14 protein-coding genes are annotated in these 13,276 nt (G+C 65.5%); 10 read left to right on the top strand and 4 right to left on the bottom strand.

The window, feature by feature from the left end; all coding sequences use genetic code 11:
* Positions 1-121 precede the first annotated feature (121 nt).
* The 3 genes from HYV14_13340 to HYV14_13330 all read left to right on the top strand — a co-directional run bounded on the left by HYV14_13340 (position 122) and on the right by HYV14_13330 (position 2,484).
* On the top strand, positions 122-379 hold the full coding sequence (locus HYV14_13340; protein MBI2386970.1) for a hypothetical protein: 258 nt from the start codon (positions 122-124) through the stop codon (positions 377-379).
* Positions 380-565: 186 nt separating this feature from the next.
* Positions 566-1,453 (top strand): hypothetical protein, encoded by an 888-nt coding sequence (locus HYV14_13335; GenBank protein ID MBI2386969.1) that lies wholly within the window; start codon positions 566-568, stop codon positions 1,451-1,453.
* 74 nt (positions 1,454-1,527) lie between these two features.
* Positions 1,528-2,484 carry a HEPN domain-containing protein gene (locus HYV14_13330; GenBank protein ID MBI2386968.1) on the top strand — a complete coding sequence of 319 codons (957 nt, stop codon included), beginning with the start codon at positions 1,528-1,530 and terminating at the stop codon, positions 2,482-2,484.
* 102 nt (positions 2,485-2,586) lie between these two features.
* Here HYV14_13330 and HYV14_13325 read toward each other — a convergent pair whose 3' ends face one another.
* Together HYV14_13325 and HYV14_13320 are read right to left on the bottom strand one after the other, a co-directional pair.
* Complete coding sequence (locus HYV14_13325) at positions 2,587-3,054, bottom strand: RES family NAD+ phosphorylase (GenBank protein MBI2386967.1); 468 nt, start codon at positions 3,052-3,054, stop codon at positions 2,587-2,589.
* Positions 3,051-3,500: a DUF2384 domain-containing protein gene (locus tag HYV14_13320; GenBank protein MBI2386966.1), complete on the bottom strand. Its 450-nt coding sequence runs from the start codon at positions 3,498-3,500 to the stop codon at positions 3,051-3,053. The genes HYV14_13325 and HYV14_13320 overlap by 4 nt, the downstream gene beginning before the upstream one ends.
* A 90-nt stretch (positions 3,501-3,590) precedes the next feature.
* Here HYV14_13320 and HYV14_13315 point away from each other — a divergent pair, with 90 nt between their 5' ends.
* The gene (locus HYV14_13315) at positions 3,591-3,965 is read left to right on the top strand and encodes a hypothetical protein (protein MBI2386965.1); all 375 of its coding nucleotides are present in this window, start codon (positions 3,591-3,593) and stop codon (positions 3,963-3,965) included.
* A 260-nt stretch (positions 3,966-4,225) separates the two neighbouring features.
* On the opposite strand, the gene HYV14_13310 is transcribed toward HYV14_13315, so the two are convergent.
* Positions 4,226-4,765: a hypothetical protein gene (locus tag HYV14_13310; protein ID MBI2386964.1), complete on the bottom strand. Its 540-nt coding sequence runs from the start codon at positions 4,763-4,765 to the stop codon at positions 4,226-4,228.
* A gap of 307 nt (positions 4,766-5,072) precedes the next feature.
* Positions 5,073-7,604, bottom strand: coding sequence for a trypsin-like peptidase domain-containing protein (locus tag HYV14_13305; GenBank protein MBI2386963.1), 2,532 nt, complete (start codon positions 7,602-7,604; stop codon positions 5,073-5,075).
* Positions 7,605-7,737: 133 nt separating this feature from the next.
* Here HYV14_13305 and HYV14_13300 point away from each other — a divergent pair, with 133 nt between their 5' ends.
* The 6 genes from HYV14_13300 to HYV14_13275 all read left to right on the top strand — a co-directional run bounded on the left by HYV14_13300 (position 7,738) and on the right by HYV14_13275 (position 13,195).
* Positions 7,738-8,091 carry an arsenate reductase family protein gene (locus HYV14_13300; GenBank protein MBI2386962.1) on the top strand — a complete coding sequence of 118 codons (354 nt, stop codon included), beginning with the start codon at positions 7,738-7,740 and terminating at the stop codon, positions 8,089-8,091.
* Positions 8,088-8,777, top strand: a complete 690-nt coding sequence (locus HYV14_13295) for a glycosyltransferase family 2 protein (GenBank protein ID MBI2386961.1) — start codon at positions 8,088-8,090, stop codon at positions 8,775-8,777. Before HYV14_13300 ends, HYV14_13295 begins: the two co-directional genes overlap by 4 nt.
* On the top strand, positions 8,762-9,949 hold the full coding sequence (locus HYV14_13290; GenBank protein ID MBI2386960.1) for a glycosyltransferase family 39 protein: 1,188 nt from the start codon (positions 8,762-8,764) through the stop codon (positions 9,947-9,949). The genes HYV14_13295 and HYV14_13290 overlap by 16 nt, the downstream gene beginning before the upstream one ends.
* Positions 9,942-11,600: a glycosyltransferase family 39 protein gene (locus tag HYV14_13285; GenBank protein ID MBI2386959.1), complete on the top strand. Its 1,659-nt coding sequence runs from the start codon at positions 9,942-9,944 to the stop codon at positions 11,598-11,600. The genes HYV14_13290 and HYV14_13285 overlap by 8 nt, the downstream gene beginning before the upstream one ends.
* Before the next feature lies 1 nt (position 11,601).
* On the top strand, positions 11,602-12,165 hold the full coding sequence (locus HYV14_13280; GenBank protein ID MBI2386958.1) for a methyltransferase domain-containing protein: 564 nt from the start codon (positions 11,602-11,604) through the stop codon (positions 12,163-12,165).
* Positions 12,166-12,295: 130 nt separating this feature from the next.
* Positions 12,296-13,195 carry an NAD-dependent epimerase/dehydratase family protein gene (locus tag HYV14_13275; protein ID MBI2386957.1) on the top strand — a complete coding sequence of 300 codons (900 nt, stop codon included), beginning with the start codon at positions 12,296-12,298 and terminating at the stop codon, positions 13,193-13,195.
* Positions 13,196-13,276: the final 81 nt, after the last annotated feature.

Below are 13,276 nucleotides of genomic sequence, written 5' to 3'. Positions count from 1 at the left end.
TCTTATAATCCGGCGAACGGTCGGCCGCACTTCAAGCGGTAAGCCGTGACCGAATTAGGCCGGTCGAGTGAATTCAAGGTTATGCGTGCGTAGGAATATTGTCGGACTACAAAAAGGAGGAATGATGCCAATCAAAGACTGCGCTGATGCAAACAAGAAACTTCGGGATCTGAAGTGGTACATGGACAACTTTTGGATCCTTTCGTTCGCTGCTGTCGCAGCAATCTCCGTGGTTGCCGCGTTGTTGGCCTCGACCGGCTTTGGATTAATCGCAGGCGCCGGCGCAGCTATGGGCACAAGCGCATTATTGGCATACATCTACAAACAGCTTTCCGACGCAATACGTAAGGTCGAAGATTGGATCGCCAAGAATTGTTAGTTTGGCGCACCCCGATCGTACAGGACCAGTCCCGCTAGCCGTTGGTGCGCGATTTTTCGCGTGCTGGTCCGACTATAAAATGGCTTAAGGGCGCCTGTCTTCGGCGCATAACATCGGCTTGAACGGACGGCGGCCCGACTAGGCTGGATAGCGGGTAGCCGCCGCCGTTCAGCCTACGTTTAATCTATGACCCATATAAAGGTTCGCAAACTCCTCGAAACCCGCACCAATTTCGCTGGGAGAACTTGGTCCTATGAGTTCCGTTCCATTCCGAAACACTGCATGGAAGCTACTGTCACCAAAACATGCCAGCAGCTATTAAGCAGGTTTGCCCCGATTTCGAAAAGCTGGGATGATGACAAGAACTCGGAATGGATTGCGCGAATCTATTTCGCGGCGAAAATGGTGCTCGCTTCATCTGTTATGGCCCAGAGTCTCGAGTTCGCAAAGACAAAAAATTTGCGGGCTGTGGTCTCGTATCTCGACTACTATACGGTTCTTAATTCACTTCGCTCCATTCTGCTCACCAATCCAAGCATCCCGTGGGATAACGGCGGATTATTATTGACGACGCATACGAAGACAATAAATATTGCCAGCGACATCTTCGCTCAATTTAACAGGAAACTGGCGGGTAAAACCAAACAGCACATCACGCACTTAAAAGCTTATCGAGAGCTGATTTCGTATCGAGCGCCATCGAGCGGCGACTCCTTCCCAAAGGCAGATATTGATGTGATCGACATGTGCAGGTTGTTTGCGGAAATTGCTCAGCTGCAATCTGAGCTAATTGAAACCTCGTTTCTTAAAAACGCAAGCGGGAAATTCTTTCTGAAGGCCGATGTAATTGACCAGATTTGCGATGTGGAGATTGATGGCTTTACGTTTTACGACAAAGAAGACCATTATCGGATGGACTATTTGCGGCGGAAGCATCCGTTGCCGACTAACATCATGCACATCATGTCGGAAGGGCACGTGGAGGACTTTTTTGGTTCTTGGCGTTCCAAAGACGAAGAGGCCGGCGAATTTGATCCAGATGCTGACTGGGGAATCTTATTCGATGTGCCGTAGGGCGAAGCGTGCTTTCTTTGTGGAGTTCCAGTAGCGCGCGTGGCATGGCGTATCGTTAAGTATCCCGCAAGAATATGAAGCCACTCACATATACTCCGCATCAAAAAAAGAGAGCCAGCACCCTGATGGCTCTTGGAACTTCCGAGCGTGACGCGGCAGACAAGCTGATCGAGGCCGGCCTCTATCGAGAAGCAGTCGTGCACCTGTATTTCACATGTTTTTATATTTCACAGTCGTTGCTTTGCTCTCTCATCAAAGCGAGCCCAAGCCACGAACACGTGCAGACACAGCTTCATAAAACGTATGGGCGCAAGCATGATTTCCCGCGCCGTTATGTGAAGCTCCACACTGAACTCCATGTGCAGCGGAATGAATTCAACTATCGCACTACCCATGCCCCTGATCCGGATGATCTCAAGAAGCAGCTCCGCACGCTAACGTCTTATGTGAAATTCTGCCAGCGGATCGTTCCTGTCGTTGAAGCCGCCGATCTGTTAAAAAGTCTGCTGGCAGACAATCCTGGCCTTATTAAGGATTTCTCATTCGACATCTACTGCCCGAAGACCTATTCCCACCACTCGCGGCTGACATATTGGCAGCCGCCTTTCTATCTTGAAATATTCGGAATCAAAAGGCTCGCCAGTGAAGCTGTCCGCATGCTGAAACGGCTTAAGGTAAATCGCTCGGAAGACTATGTCGTTGGGTTAAACAGTCGTGTCAATCAGTATGACGACGATCATCTGATAATGATCGACATCGATGCCGTCAACCCGGCAGTCGAAGCCCTCCTGAAACCGTTTGGCGGCGTATTACTGAAGAGCGGCAGGGGATTCCATTTCATTGGAAAAAAGGTCGTCTCTGGAGTTCACAATTGGCGGCGAGTTTTGAGAGCCCTAACTCGCCACAAGAAATTGAAAGCACACGTCGACAAGGTGCACATTGAAATATCGCTCAAACGCGGCTATTCAACGCTGCGAATAACATCTAGTCCGGTTAAGCCAACCGCGCCTTTTTTCTACAAGGAATTCTGACGCCTAATCAGTTTGCTTTAAGTCATTGGTTGCCGGCTCTAATGCGTCCGGGCGCAGTGGAAACTGATTTGCTCATCGCGGTAGCTGGGTCCCGCTGCCTGCCTACTTCCACATTCGCGAATCGAAGCTGTAGGCGCGCGGCGCGGAGACCTTAATCTTCACGAAATCCGGATGCGCGGGATTCAAAATCAGGTTGAATTCGTCCGGCGTGACAACGGAGGGGACCCTCAACACCGCGCTCCTCATCCCCCGTATCCACTCGTCCCCTATTTTCTGCGTCGACGCCGGCGCCGGCTGCTCCCGCCAATCCCCCGGTACCGCGGCCCGCTTCACTTCGGCCGTCCTGACGGTGGAAGGAATGAGAATCTCATAGCTGACGAAGGCGATGGCGGAACCCTCCGCCCCCAGATGCACGAATTTCTCCAGAGCCGCCAGCGACAGCGTCGAGGCCGCGTAGACGACCGCCTGTCCTTTGCTGTTCCACCGCCCCGCGACCAGCCGCCCGCCCTCACCCGAGAACGAGTCGGCCTTGGAGCGAGCGGCTTTGTCGATGCGCCAGGCCCGGATCAAGGGAGCACGCCGTACTCGAGCTGGGTCAGCAAGGTCTCCACCGCATGCGTCCCCGGCTCGGTGTCGAGGAGCGTGAGGGGGATCTGCCCACCGAGTCCCGGCTGTTCGCGCTGAAGCCAGGAAACGGCCCGCTCCAGATCCTCGAATACGTCCGCCGCGAGCCGCAGCACCTTCGCCGTCCGGTAAAACCTGTCGCTGGCCACCGGGTCGAGGAAGGCCTTGTTCCGCCGGGTTCTCGTCAAAGTCCGGTCGCTGACCCCGATGATCCTCGCGAACATCTTGTCCTTGATGCGGAAGGATTCCTGGTAGAGGCTGACATCCGCCCAGCGGAAGCCTCCCCGGATGCGGTCCACCGCATCCGCGGTCGCGTGCGCGCCCTTTTCGGGGGCTTCGCCGATCACGGAATGCTGGGGCCGGCCGCGCGCCGGCTTTCGAGTAGTAGCCATATGGCTATAGTGTAATAGCCAATTGGCTTTGAGTCAAGACCGCCGCGCGAGGGCCCTCGACAGGCGCCGCCGCGCGGCGTAAACTAAGGCATGGCCCGTTTAAGCCTGGTCGTCGCGGCGGCGTTCCTGGCCGGTCCGGCTTGCGCCGGCAAGCTCGACCTGGATCTTTACGGCAACGTCCGCCCGCGCTTCGCCCGGGCCCCGGCCGCCCCGCTCGCGACCGGCAAGCTGTGGCTCCCCGGCGACCTGCGCAACTCGAAGGGGGAGAGCTTCGCGGTGCAGGCCATCGCGACGGGCGGCAACGCCGGCCTCGGCCTGGCGGGCGTGGCCCAGAACGCGGGATCGATCGGAAAGAGCCGGGAGGCGGCGGCGATGACGGCGGGCTTCGGGGCCGTCGCGCTGATGGGCCTATGGCGTACCTGGAAGCTGTGGCGCGACCCTGCCGCGCGCGAGCCAGCCCGTTAAATCGATTTAAACGCTTATTTATACCGGGAATCCCGGTAGTATTTATATATACCGGGATTCCCGGTATACCTCCCCAACGGTGCATTTCTGGGAAACATCGACCCCTTCATTCGGGGGTTCGATCCCTCGAACCCCGATTTGCTGGAGATTTCCGCTCCTGCAACGACACCGTCAGGAAGATCATCACCATCGTGGTCGACTATATACAGGAAGGGACGCCGTGACCCGGGGCCGGCCTAACCATCGGCCGGCCCGCCAGGCTACTTCTTCGCGGCCGGCCGCTTCACGCCCGAGCCTCGGCAGGTCTGCTTGCCCATGGGCGACTCGACGTTGAAGATGAAGGTCCCCTTCTTGTACTTCTCGCGTAGCCGTATGGTGAGCAGGCTCGAGAGCACGGAGACCTTCGAGCTGCTGGTGATGTAGTTGTTCGGCAAGGAGTCCTCATCGTCTTCTTCTTCCGTGGAGACGTTCACGCTCCCGCTGACCGAGGAGATGCCCAGCGCCTTGAGGACCGGGTTGCCCGGCAGGACGGTGACCGCGCGGTAGTGGTCCTCCTCGCCGGTGGCGACGATGTCGGCCTTGCCGAAGCTCGCCTCGGACTTGCCCGGGCTGCGGAACTCGACAAGGACGGTCTTGGGCAGGCGTGAGAAGACGACGAGGACCTTGTCGCGATAGATCCTGCAGTCTCGGTCCACGAGCCAGGTGCCCATGAGCGGCTTCAGAGAGGCGTACTGATCCTCGGCCGCGCGCGCCGAGAGAGGGAGAAGGAGCAACGCCGCGAGCCATAAGTTTCGAATCATGCCGAAACGATACGAAACTTAGCGGCTCGCAACGCCCTGAAAAAATTCGAATAACCCATATATTTGAATGAAATAGCAGGGAATTCGCTGTCCCGAGAAGGGAACAATTCGGAAGGGTCGATCGTATGGTGGAGAGGAATCGATTTTGCAAGTGACGCTTGCAAAATTGACCTGGCACCAAAATATCACGCTAGGGGAAGCCGATCGGAGTCGCGTCCAATATGCTGTCGAAGGAACTCCCGCGGGATCTGAAGGGCGCTCTGCCGGTCCCCGAAGAACTCAAGAGCGTTCTGCGCCGCCGCGAAACTTAGTGGCTCGGAGCCTTGGTGACTTTCATGTCGGCGGTGAGCTCGAGCTGAACGGGCTCGTCGCCGCGCAGGACGGTGATCGTCGTCTTCTGGCCGGGGATCATCTTGGAGAGGACGGCCGCGACGTGGCCGGCGGCCTCCTGGCCGCCCTCGGAGATGGTCGCCTCGCCGACGCCGATGATCAGGTCCCCGCGCTTGAGGCCGGCCTTCTCGGCGGCGGAGCCGTGGCGGATGTACTCGATCTCGAGGCCGGCGTCGGGGGCCATCGGGTCGGAGAGGTTGGCGATGATGCCGAGCGAGGCGGTGCCGATGTTGCCCGTCTTGGCGTACTGCGCCATCACGTGCGCCACCTCGGGGGCCATGATCGAGAAGCCGAGGCCGTCGGAGCCGCCGCTCTGCGTGTAGATCTGCGTGTTGACGCCGACCACCTCGCCGCGGGCGTTGAAGAGGGGGCCGCCGGAGTTGCCGGGGTTGATGGCGGCGTCGGTCTGCAGGTGCTTGACGTACATGTTGCCGCGGCCGTCCATGCCGCTGACGACGCCGGCGCTCACGGTGAAGGGGAGGCCGCGCGGGTAGCCGGTGGCGGTGACGTCCTCGCCCTCGCGGGGGGCGGAGGAGGCGAGCTTGACGACGGGCCAGGGCTTGCCGTCGGCGCGGGGGGCGAGCTGGACGATGGCGAGGTCCTTGTCGTGGTTGACGGCGAGGACCTTGGCCTTGATCACGCCCTGCACGCCGGGGATGCGCGCCTCGACGAGCTGGCCGGGCCGGCGGGAGCCGACGACGTGGGCGTTGGTGATGAAGACGCCGTCGGGGGTCAGGATGAAGCCGGAGCCGGTGCCCATGCCTCGGGGCGTGCGCACGATCACGTTCACGACGGAGCCTTTGACGCGGGCGACCATCGCCTCGCGGGACTCGACGGCGGCGGCGTCGGCCGCCGGCGCCGCGGCGACGGCGGGAGCGGGGGCGACCTCGGTCTTGTTCTGCACCTGCTCGATGGCGGCGCGGGAGACGGCCTCGTTGGGGCGGGTCTGCGTCGGGTCGTTCCAGACGGACAGGAGGCCGCCGAGCATCATGACGGCGACGAGGGCCTTGGCCCCGTGCTTCATGCGGAAGGCGCGCTCCTTGCGGCGCGTCAGCCAGTCGTGCAGGAGGGAGGACGCGCCGAGCAGGCCGGCGATGACGGCGAACGCGGCGCCGGCGAAGGGGGAGTAGGCCAGCGCGAGGAAGACGCCGCCGATCGTGACGAGGTTGAAGATCAGGTGGGCGACGACCGGCGAGGTCAGGCTGCGGCTGCGGTAGGCGGTGTGCGCCAGGAACAGGCCGAGGATGACGTTGAGGGCGAGGACGAACGGGCTGAAGCCCCAGGTCGCGAAGTGGGCGGCGGCGAAGCTGAAGGAGGACAGGACCGCGGCGATGGGGAAGGCGAGGTGGGACAGCCACTCTCCGGCCTTCAGCACGCGCTTGGCGCCGCCGACGACGCCGGCCGCGTCGGGGAGGCTCTCGATCATCGAGGAGATCCAACGCGTGAACGGCTTGACCGCGGCGAGGACGAGGAAGATGAGGCCGAAGCCGAGGAGGCGGTAGGCGACCTCTTCCATAGCGACCGCCATCGGGATCTGGAGGCCGAGGAAGGTCGCCGGGGAGGTGGCCAGGCCCTCGACGATCTCGTTGGGGCCGTACTTGGCGAGGAGGGCGACGCGGCCGAAGCCGCTCAAGGTCGCGTCCGACATGTACTGCGGCCACGGGAAGACGTCGAGGAGGGGCCGGAGCGTGACCTCGAGGATGGCGCCGAGGCCGACGAGGTTGAGGCCCTGCTTGAGGCCGTAGCCGACGCGCCGGCGGAAGGTCATCGGCTCGGTGAGCGGGCCGCCGAACTCGTCGACGGTCGCGGCGCGCTTGGCGGCGGAGAGGGTCTTGTGGGCGGTGAGCTTGGCCGACAGGGCGGCCTTGAGGTTCGCGTGCGTGAGCTTGATGTCGCCGGCGGAGACGGGCTTGCCCTCGGTGGAGGCTTCGGTCTCGGCCGCGCCGTCGAACAGCTTGTCCGCGTCGACCTTCACCGTCTCGGCGGCGGGCGTCGCGGCGGGAGCGGTCTTGCGGCCGATGAGCGAGGAGAGGCGCTGGGTCCAGGTCTTCTTCTCGACCGGGGCGGCGGCCGAGGGGGCGTTGGGGAGCTTCGGGGCGTCCTCGGAGGCGGCAGCGCGGACGGAGACGGCGAGAGCGGGGGCGGCGGCGACCGGCGCGGCGGCGACGGGGGCGACGGGGGCGGCGGCGGAGACGGCCGTCGGGGTCGCGAGGGGAGAGGGGGCGATGGACGGAGCGGCGAGAGTCCCGTTGAGGCTGGCGGCGCCGATCCCGAGGGCGGGGGCCATCGTCATCCCGGAGGCCGGGCCGACCGCGGGCGAGACCGGCATGGAGCCCGTCGGTCCCGAGACGACGCGGACGACCTGCGCCGAGGCCTCCGGGGGCACGGCGCCCAGGAGGAGGGCGGCGGTCAGGAGGATGGACAGGGCGCGGCGCGGGGAAATCTTCATACGGCTAGTTTAGCCCTTCCCCGACGGGCGGACCGGGGCCGGAGGTCCCAAGGAGGGGGCTTCTTTGGTCCCTCCCGGGAAGGCCCGTTGGACCCCCTTCCTTAATTGGGTATGGACGGCTATAATCCAGGTCATGACCGCGCGCGTTTACGAGTACGAGAAGTGCTCCACCTGCCGCCAGGCGCTCAAATTCCTGGACGCCCGGAAAGTCGCCTACCGGCGCGTGCCGATCGTGGACCAGCCGCCGACCATGGCCGAGCTCAAGGCCATGCTCGCCTTCGCGGGCGACCTCAAGCGCCTGTTCAACACCTCCGGCGTCGTCTACCGGGAGCTGGGGCTGGGGGAGAAGCTCAAGACGATGAGCGAGGCCGACGCGCTGGCGCTGTTGGCGAAGAACGGCCGGCTCGTCAAACGCCCCTTCGTGCTCCTCGAGGACCGCGGCCTGCTGGGGTTCAAGGAAGACGAGTGGAAGGCGGCGTTTAAGTGAAGGTCTCCGTCCTCATCCCCGCCTACAACGAAGCCCGCACCATCGCCGCCTGCCTCGAGGCCGTGTACGGCCGCAACCCGGGGCGCGACCTCGAGGTCATCGTCGTCGACGACGGTTCCACCGACGGCACTTACGAGGCGGCAAAGGCCGCGGCTCGGCCCGGCACGGTCGTTCTCAAGCATGACAAGAACTCGGGAAAAGGAACGGCGATACGGACGGCGCTCGACAAGGCGTCGGGCGAGGTCGTCTTGATCCAGGACGCGGACCTCGAGTACGATCCGGCGGACTATGCCAGGCTTCTCGAGCCGATCGAGTCGGGCCGGGCCGCGGTGGTGTACGGCTCGCGCCATCTGGCCGCGGGCAACCGGCGCTCGTACGCGCGCTACTACTACGGCGGGCGCCTCGTGTCGGTGTTCACCAACCTGCTGTACGGCTCTTCGATCACGGATGAGCCCACCTGCTACAAGGTGTTCAAGACCTCCTTGCTCCGGTCCTTCGATCTCAAGTGCACCGGCTTCGAGTTCTGCCCCGAGGCGACGGCGAAGACCCTTCTGCGCGGCATCCCCATCCTTGAGGTGCCCATCAGCTACCGCCCCCGCCGGATCGAGGAGGGCAAGAAGATCCGCTGGTACGACGGGATCGAGGCGCTGTGGACGCTTCTGAGACTTCGATGGACGCGCGTCTAGATCCGCGCCGTTCCGACGCGGCGGTCTTCGCTTTGGCGCTCGCGCTGCGCCTGGGATTTACCGCCTTCTTCGTGTCGAAGGGCCTGGGCGAGGTGTACGGCCGCGACCTGTATTTCAACCTGGCGCAGTCCTGGCTCGGCTGGCTGCCGATGCCTGCCTTCGACGCGACGCACCCACCGCTGTACACGATGATCGTCGCGGCGCTTCTCGGTCTGTTCCGCTCGTCGAATCCCCTTCCGGTCCTTCTTCTTCAGTGCCTCGCCGGCGCGGCCTCCGTCGTTCTGGTCCGCCGCCTGGGCACGCGGCTTGCCGACGAGGAGACGGCGCGTTTGGCGGCGTTATGGTGCGCCGTCGATCCCGCGCTGATCTTCTTCACGCCGCACCTGCAGACGGAGACGTTGTTCATCGCGATGACGTTGTTGTTCTTCGTCGGTCTGTTGAAGGAATGGGATCGTCCCTTGTCCTGGCGCCTGGTCGCGCTGGGTTTCTGGGGCGGCCTGTGCGTCCTGTGCCGCTCCGTGCTCGGCGGCTATCCCGCTTTGCTTTTCCTGGTCCTGTGGCGCGCGCAGGGCCTCACGCGCGCCTTCCTGTTCTGCGCTTTGCTCGGCGCCGGGTGGCTGGCGCCGTCGGCCGCGTGGACCGCGCGCAACTACTTCAAGTACGGCAAGGTCGTGCCCGCGGCGACCTTGATGGGCTGGAACCTCTACGAGGGCTTCACCCTCGACCGCGAGGTCGTGCGCCGCCACCCGGCGGAGATGGGGGCGGAGGTCAAGGCGCTGGGCCTCACCGACCCGATCGCCGTCGGCGACCACTTCGCGAGGAAGACCGCGGCACTCGTGCGCGCCGACCCCCTGGGTGCGGCGAAGATCGTCGTCGGCAAGGCCTTCCTGTTCTGGCGCCCCTTCCCCTACGACCCGCACGTCTGGTGGCAGCGGGGCGCTCTCGGCGTCTACTTCACCCTCGTCTTCGCGCTGGCGCTGTGGGGGGCGCGCGGGACTTTCGCCGCGGCCTCGCCGTGGGGCGCGGTGTGGGCGCTGTTCGCCTACCTGACCGCCGTGCACTCGGTGTTCTTCACCTCGCTGCGCTACCGCCTGCCCCTCGAGCCGTTCCTGGTCCTGCTCGCCGCGGCGGGCGCGGCCGCGCTCCTGCGGCGGGGAGGCGCCCGTGCGTAAGAAGGCCGAGGCGTTGTCGCCCTGGGCCTGGGTCCTGCTCGCCTGCGCGCTGCTGGCGGCGGCGCTGCGCTTCGTCAAGATCGGCTACGGCCTGCCGCACACCTACAACGCCGACGAGCCGCACCTGATCAACATGGCCGTCTCCTTCGGCAGCGGCAGCCTGCGGCCGCACTCGTTCAAGTACCCGACGGTGTGGCCGACCTTGCTCGCCGGCCTGTACGGCCTGTGGTACGGGGTCTGGTCGGTCATGGGCCTGCGGAAGTCCCCCGCGGACTTCGCGGCGCTGTACGGCTTCGCCCCGACCGGCTTCTACCTGATCGCGCGCCTGGCCGCGGCGGCGGCGTCGCTGGGCGCTCTCGCCGTCGTCTCCCGGACGGAGCGCGCGGAGGACCGCGCGCGCTGGCCGTACGGGGCGCTGATGCTGGCCTTCTCGCCGGTCCTCGTCGAGCTGGCCCACGCGGCCAAGCCCGACTCCCTGATGCTGCTCTTCGTCGCCGGCGCCTGGGCCTGCGCCTTGCGCTTCCAGGCGGGCGGGGCGCGCGGCTGGCTGCTCGCCGCGGGCGCGCTGACCGGCGCCGCCTGCTCGACTCAATACACCGCCGCGCCTTTGACGCTGCTCCTGCCGCTCGCCTGGCTGCTGCGCGAGGGCGGGCCCTCGTCCTGGACCTGGCTCGTCCAGGCCGCGGCCTTCGCCGCCGCCGCGTTCGTCGCCGGCTCGCCGTTCATCGCGCTCGACTTCCGCCGCTTCGCCGCGGACTGGACCGATTACGCGGACCTGGGCCGCCTGCGCCCGCACGACGCGGCGGCGATGGCGCGCGCCGTGGCCTACAACCTCTGGACCTACGGCGGGGACGGCTCCCCGGCGGGGGCGGCCGCCGTGCTCGGCCTCGGGGTCCTGGCGTGGCGCCGGACGCGCCGCGCGCTGCTGCTGCTCGCGCCCGTCGCGGCGTACGCCGTGGTCCTGTCCGGGAGCCCCGACGGGGGCTGGCAGCGCTACCTGCTCGGCGTGTTCCCGGCGCTGGCGCTGCTGTCGAGCGAGGGCCTCGTCCTGCTCGGCGGCAAGAGCCCCTGGCGCCGCGCCGCGGTCGCCGCGCTCGTCCTGGCCCCCGGTCTGTTCCTCTCCTGGCGCTACGTCGCCGACCTGACTTTGCCCGACACGCGCGCGCAGGCGGAAGCCTGGATGACGGCGAACATACCGGAGGGGGAGACCGTCCTCCTCGACCTGCCCCACGCCTCCCCGCGCGCGATCGCGTCGAAGGAGCAGTGCGCCGACCTGGCCGCGCGCACCGCCGCCGCGAGGTCGCCGCGCTCGAGGCTCTGGCGCGCGATGGCCGACCGCCACCCGGGCGGCGGCTGGCGCGTCTACCGCATCCAGCGCTCGGCCGGGGACCTGTTCTCCGCGCCGCGCCACGTCGCGGCCTCGCAGGCCGACGGGGATTTCCTCGACGTGCGCCCGGGCCTCGACCCGGTGCGCGCGGTGCGCGCGCGGTGGGTCGTCACCTCCAGCTTCGGCGCCGATCCCCGCCGCGCCCGGGAGCTTTCGACCTTCTTCGCGGAGCTCGCTGCCGGCGCCGACCTGGTCCACGAGTTCCCGTCCGAGCCCGGCTCGACGATGGGCCCCTGGCTGCGGGTCTGGCGCTTGAGGAGATGACATGGCCCTTCACGAACTGATCGAGAACCTGATCCACTCCCTGCGCTACCGCGAGGTGGTCCCGCACTTGCGCCCCTGCCGGCGCATGGCCGACCTCGGCTGCCGCTTCGACCACCACTTCCTGACCCGCGTGCGCGGCCTGGCCGAGGAGAGCTGGGGCCTCGACGTGACGGTCGAGGACGGCAAGGACGGGAGCATCACTTTGCTCAAGGCCGACATCACCAAGAACCTGCCCTTCGCCGACGGCTTCCTCGACCAGATCACCATCCTCGCCGTCCTCGAGCACATCGCCGACCCCAAGGCCGTCCTCTCCGAGGTCCGCCGCTGCCTGGCGCCCGGCGGCCGCCTGATCGTCACGACCCCGACCAAGCTCGGCATCAAGGTCCACGACGTCCTCGTGCACACCGGCCTGGTGCGCGACGTGGAGCCCGGCGAGCACAAGGACTTCGACGTCTCGCCCGAGGCCCTCGCCTCCTGGGCGCGCGAGGCCGGCCTCGTCGTCGAGGACGCGCACTCCTTCGAGCTCGGCATGAACGCCTTCCTGCTCGCCAGCCGGCCTTCGTAGCGTCGCGGCGCCGCCGCGTTATCCCCGCCATCCACCGGATGAAGCGCCAAAACTGTTGTCAACAACAGTTGCGACGCTCCTTGTGGATAAAGCGTCAAGGGAAAAATGTGTAAATGATAGGATTGCGATCGTGACGGAGACGAAAAAGAAGATTCTCATCACGGGCGCCGCCGGCTTCATCGGCCGGCGCCTCGCGGTCCTTCTCGCCGAGAAACATGCCGTCCGCTGTCTGGTCCGCGACGCCTCCCGCGCGAAAGGCCTGCTCCCGGCGGGCGTCGAGCTCGTCGCGGGCGACATGACCGATGCCGCCTCTCTGCAGGCCGCCGTCGCCGGCGCGGACGCCGTCGTGCACCTGGCCGCGCGCAAGGGCGACGAGCCGGACGTCGTTGCGGTCAACGTCGGCGGGGCGCGCAGCCTCGTCGCGGCGTGCCGGGCGGCGGGCGTGCGCCGCGTAGTCAACGTCGGCAGCCAGGCCTCGCGCCTGCCGCGCCGCGGCGCCTACGGCGAGACGAAGGCGCAGGCCGACGAGGTCTTCGCCGCCTCCGGGCTCGAGGTCACGACCGTGATGCCGAGCCTCGTCTACGGTCCGAAGGACCCGGGCGCGTTCGGCAAGCTGGCGCGCGTGACGGCGACGGCGCCGTTCGTGCCGGTGATCGGCGACGGCTCGGTCCGCTTCCAGCCGGTCCACGTCGACGACCTGTGCGCCGTCATCGCCGGCTGCCTGGCCGAGCCGAAGACCGCCGGCAAGACCTATTCCGTCGGCGGCCCGGAGAGCGTCACCTTGGTCGAGCTGATCGACCGGATCGGCGCCGCGCTGGGCAAGAAGCCGCGGAGGGTCCACCTGCCGTACTGGGCGGCGATGGGGATCGCGCGCGTCCTGGGCCTTTTCCTCGCCGCGCCGCCGCTGTCCGTCAGCAACGTGACCGGCGCCGTCCAAAGCGCCCCCGACGCGGACTATCGGACGGTCTTCGTGGAATTGGGAATCGAGCCCCGTCCTTTGGCTGACGGTCTGAAAGACGCCTTGTCCTAGCGCGGGCACCTCGCGCTTGAGGACTACTGGACTATCCACATCATTCCACCGGTGGAATACCGCGGATAGACCCGGATGATC

Source organism: Elusimicrobiota bacterium (genome assembly GCA_016182905.1).
In the GTDB taxonomy this organism is placed as follows: domain Bacteria; phylum Elusimicrobiota; class Elusimicrobia; order UBA1565; family UBA9628; genus GWA2-66-18.
This window is presented reverse-complemented; position numbering and strand designations above follow the sequence as displayed.

Coding starts and splice junctions, on each gene's coding strand:
- HYV14_13310 (MBI2386964.1), bottom strand. CDS start 4,765: ATGATTCGAAACTTATGGCTCGCGGCGTTGCTCCTTCTCCCTCTCTCG.
- HYV14_13315 (MBI2386965.1), top strand. CDS start 3,591: ATGGCCCGTTTAAGCCTGGTCGTCGCGGCGGCGTTCCTGGCCGGTCCG.
- HYV14_13330 (MBI2386968.1), top strand. CDS start 1,528: ATGAAGCCACTCACATATACTCCGCATCAAAAAAAGAGAGCCAGCACC.
- HYV14_13335 (MBI2386969.1), top strand. CDS start 566: ATGACCCATATAAAGGTTCGCAAACTCCTCGAAACCCGCACCAATTTC.
- HYV14_13280 (MBI2386958.1), top strand. CDS start 11,602: ATGGCCCTTCACGAACTGATCGAGAACCTGATCCACTCCCTGCGCTAC.
- HYV14_13290 (MBI2386960.1), top strand. CDS start 8,762: ATGGACGCGCGTCTAGATCCGCGCCGTTCCGACGCGGCGGTCTTCGCT.
- HYV14_13300 (MBI2386962.1), top strand. CDS start 7,738: ATGACCGCGCGCGTTTACGAGTACGAGAAGTGCTCCACCTGCCGCCAG.
- HYV14_13305 (MBI2386963.1), bottom strand. CDS start 7,604: ATGAAGATTTCCCCGCGCCGCGCCCTGTCCATCCTCCTGACCGCCGCC.
- HYV14_13340 (MBI2386970.1), top strand. CDS start 122: ATGATGCCAATCAAAGACTGCGCTGATGCAAACAAGAAACTTCGGGAT.
- HYV14_13320 (MBI2386966.1), bottom strand. CDS start 3,500: ATGGCTACTACTCGAAAGCCGGCGCGCGGCCGGCCCCAGCATTCCGTG.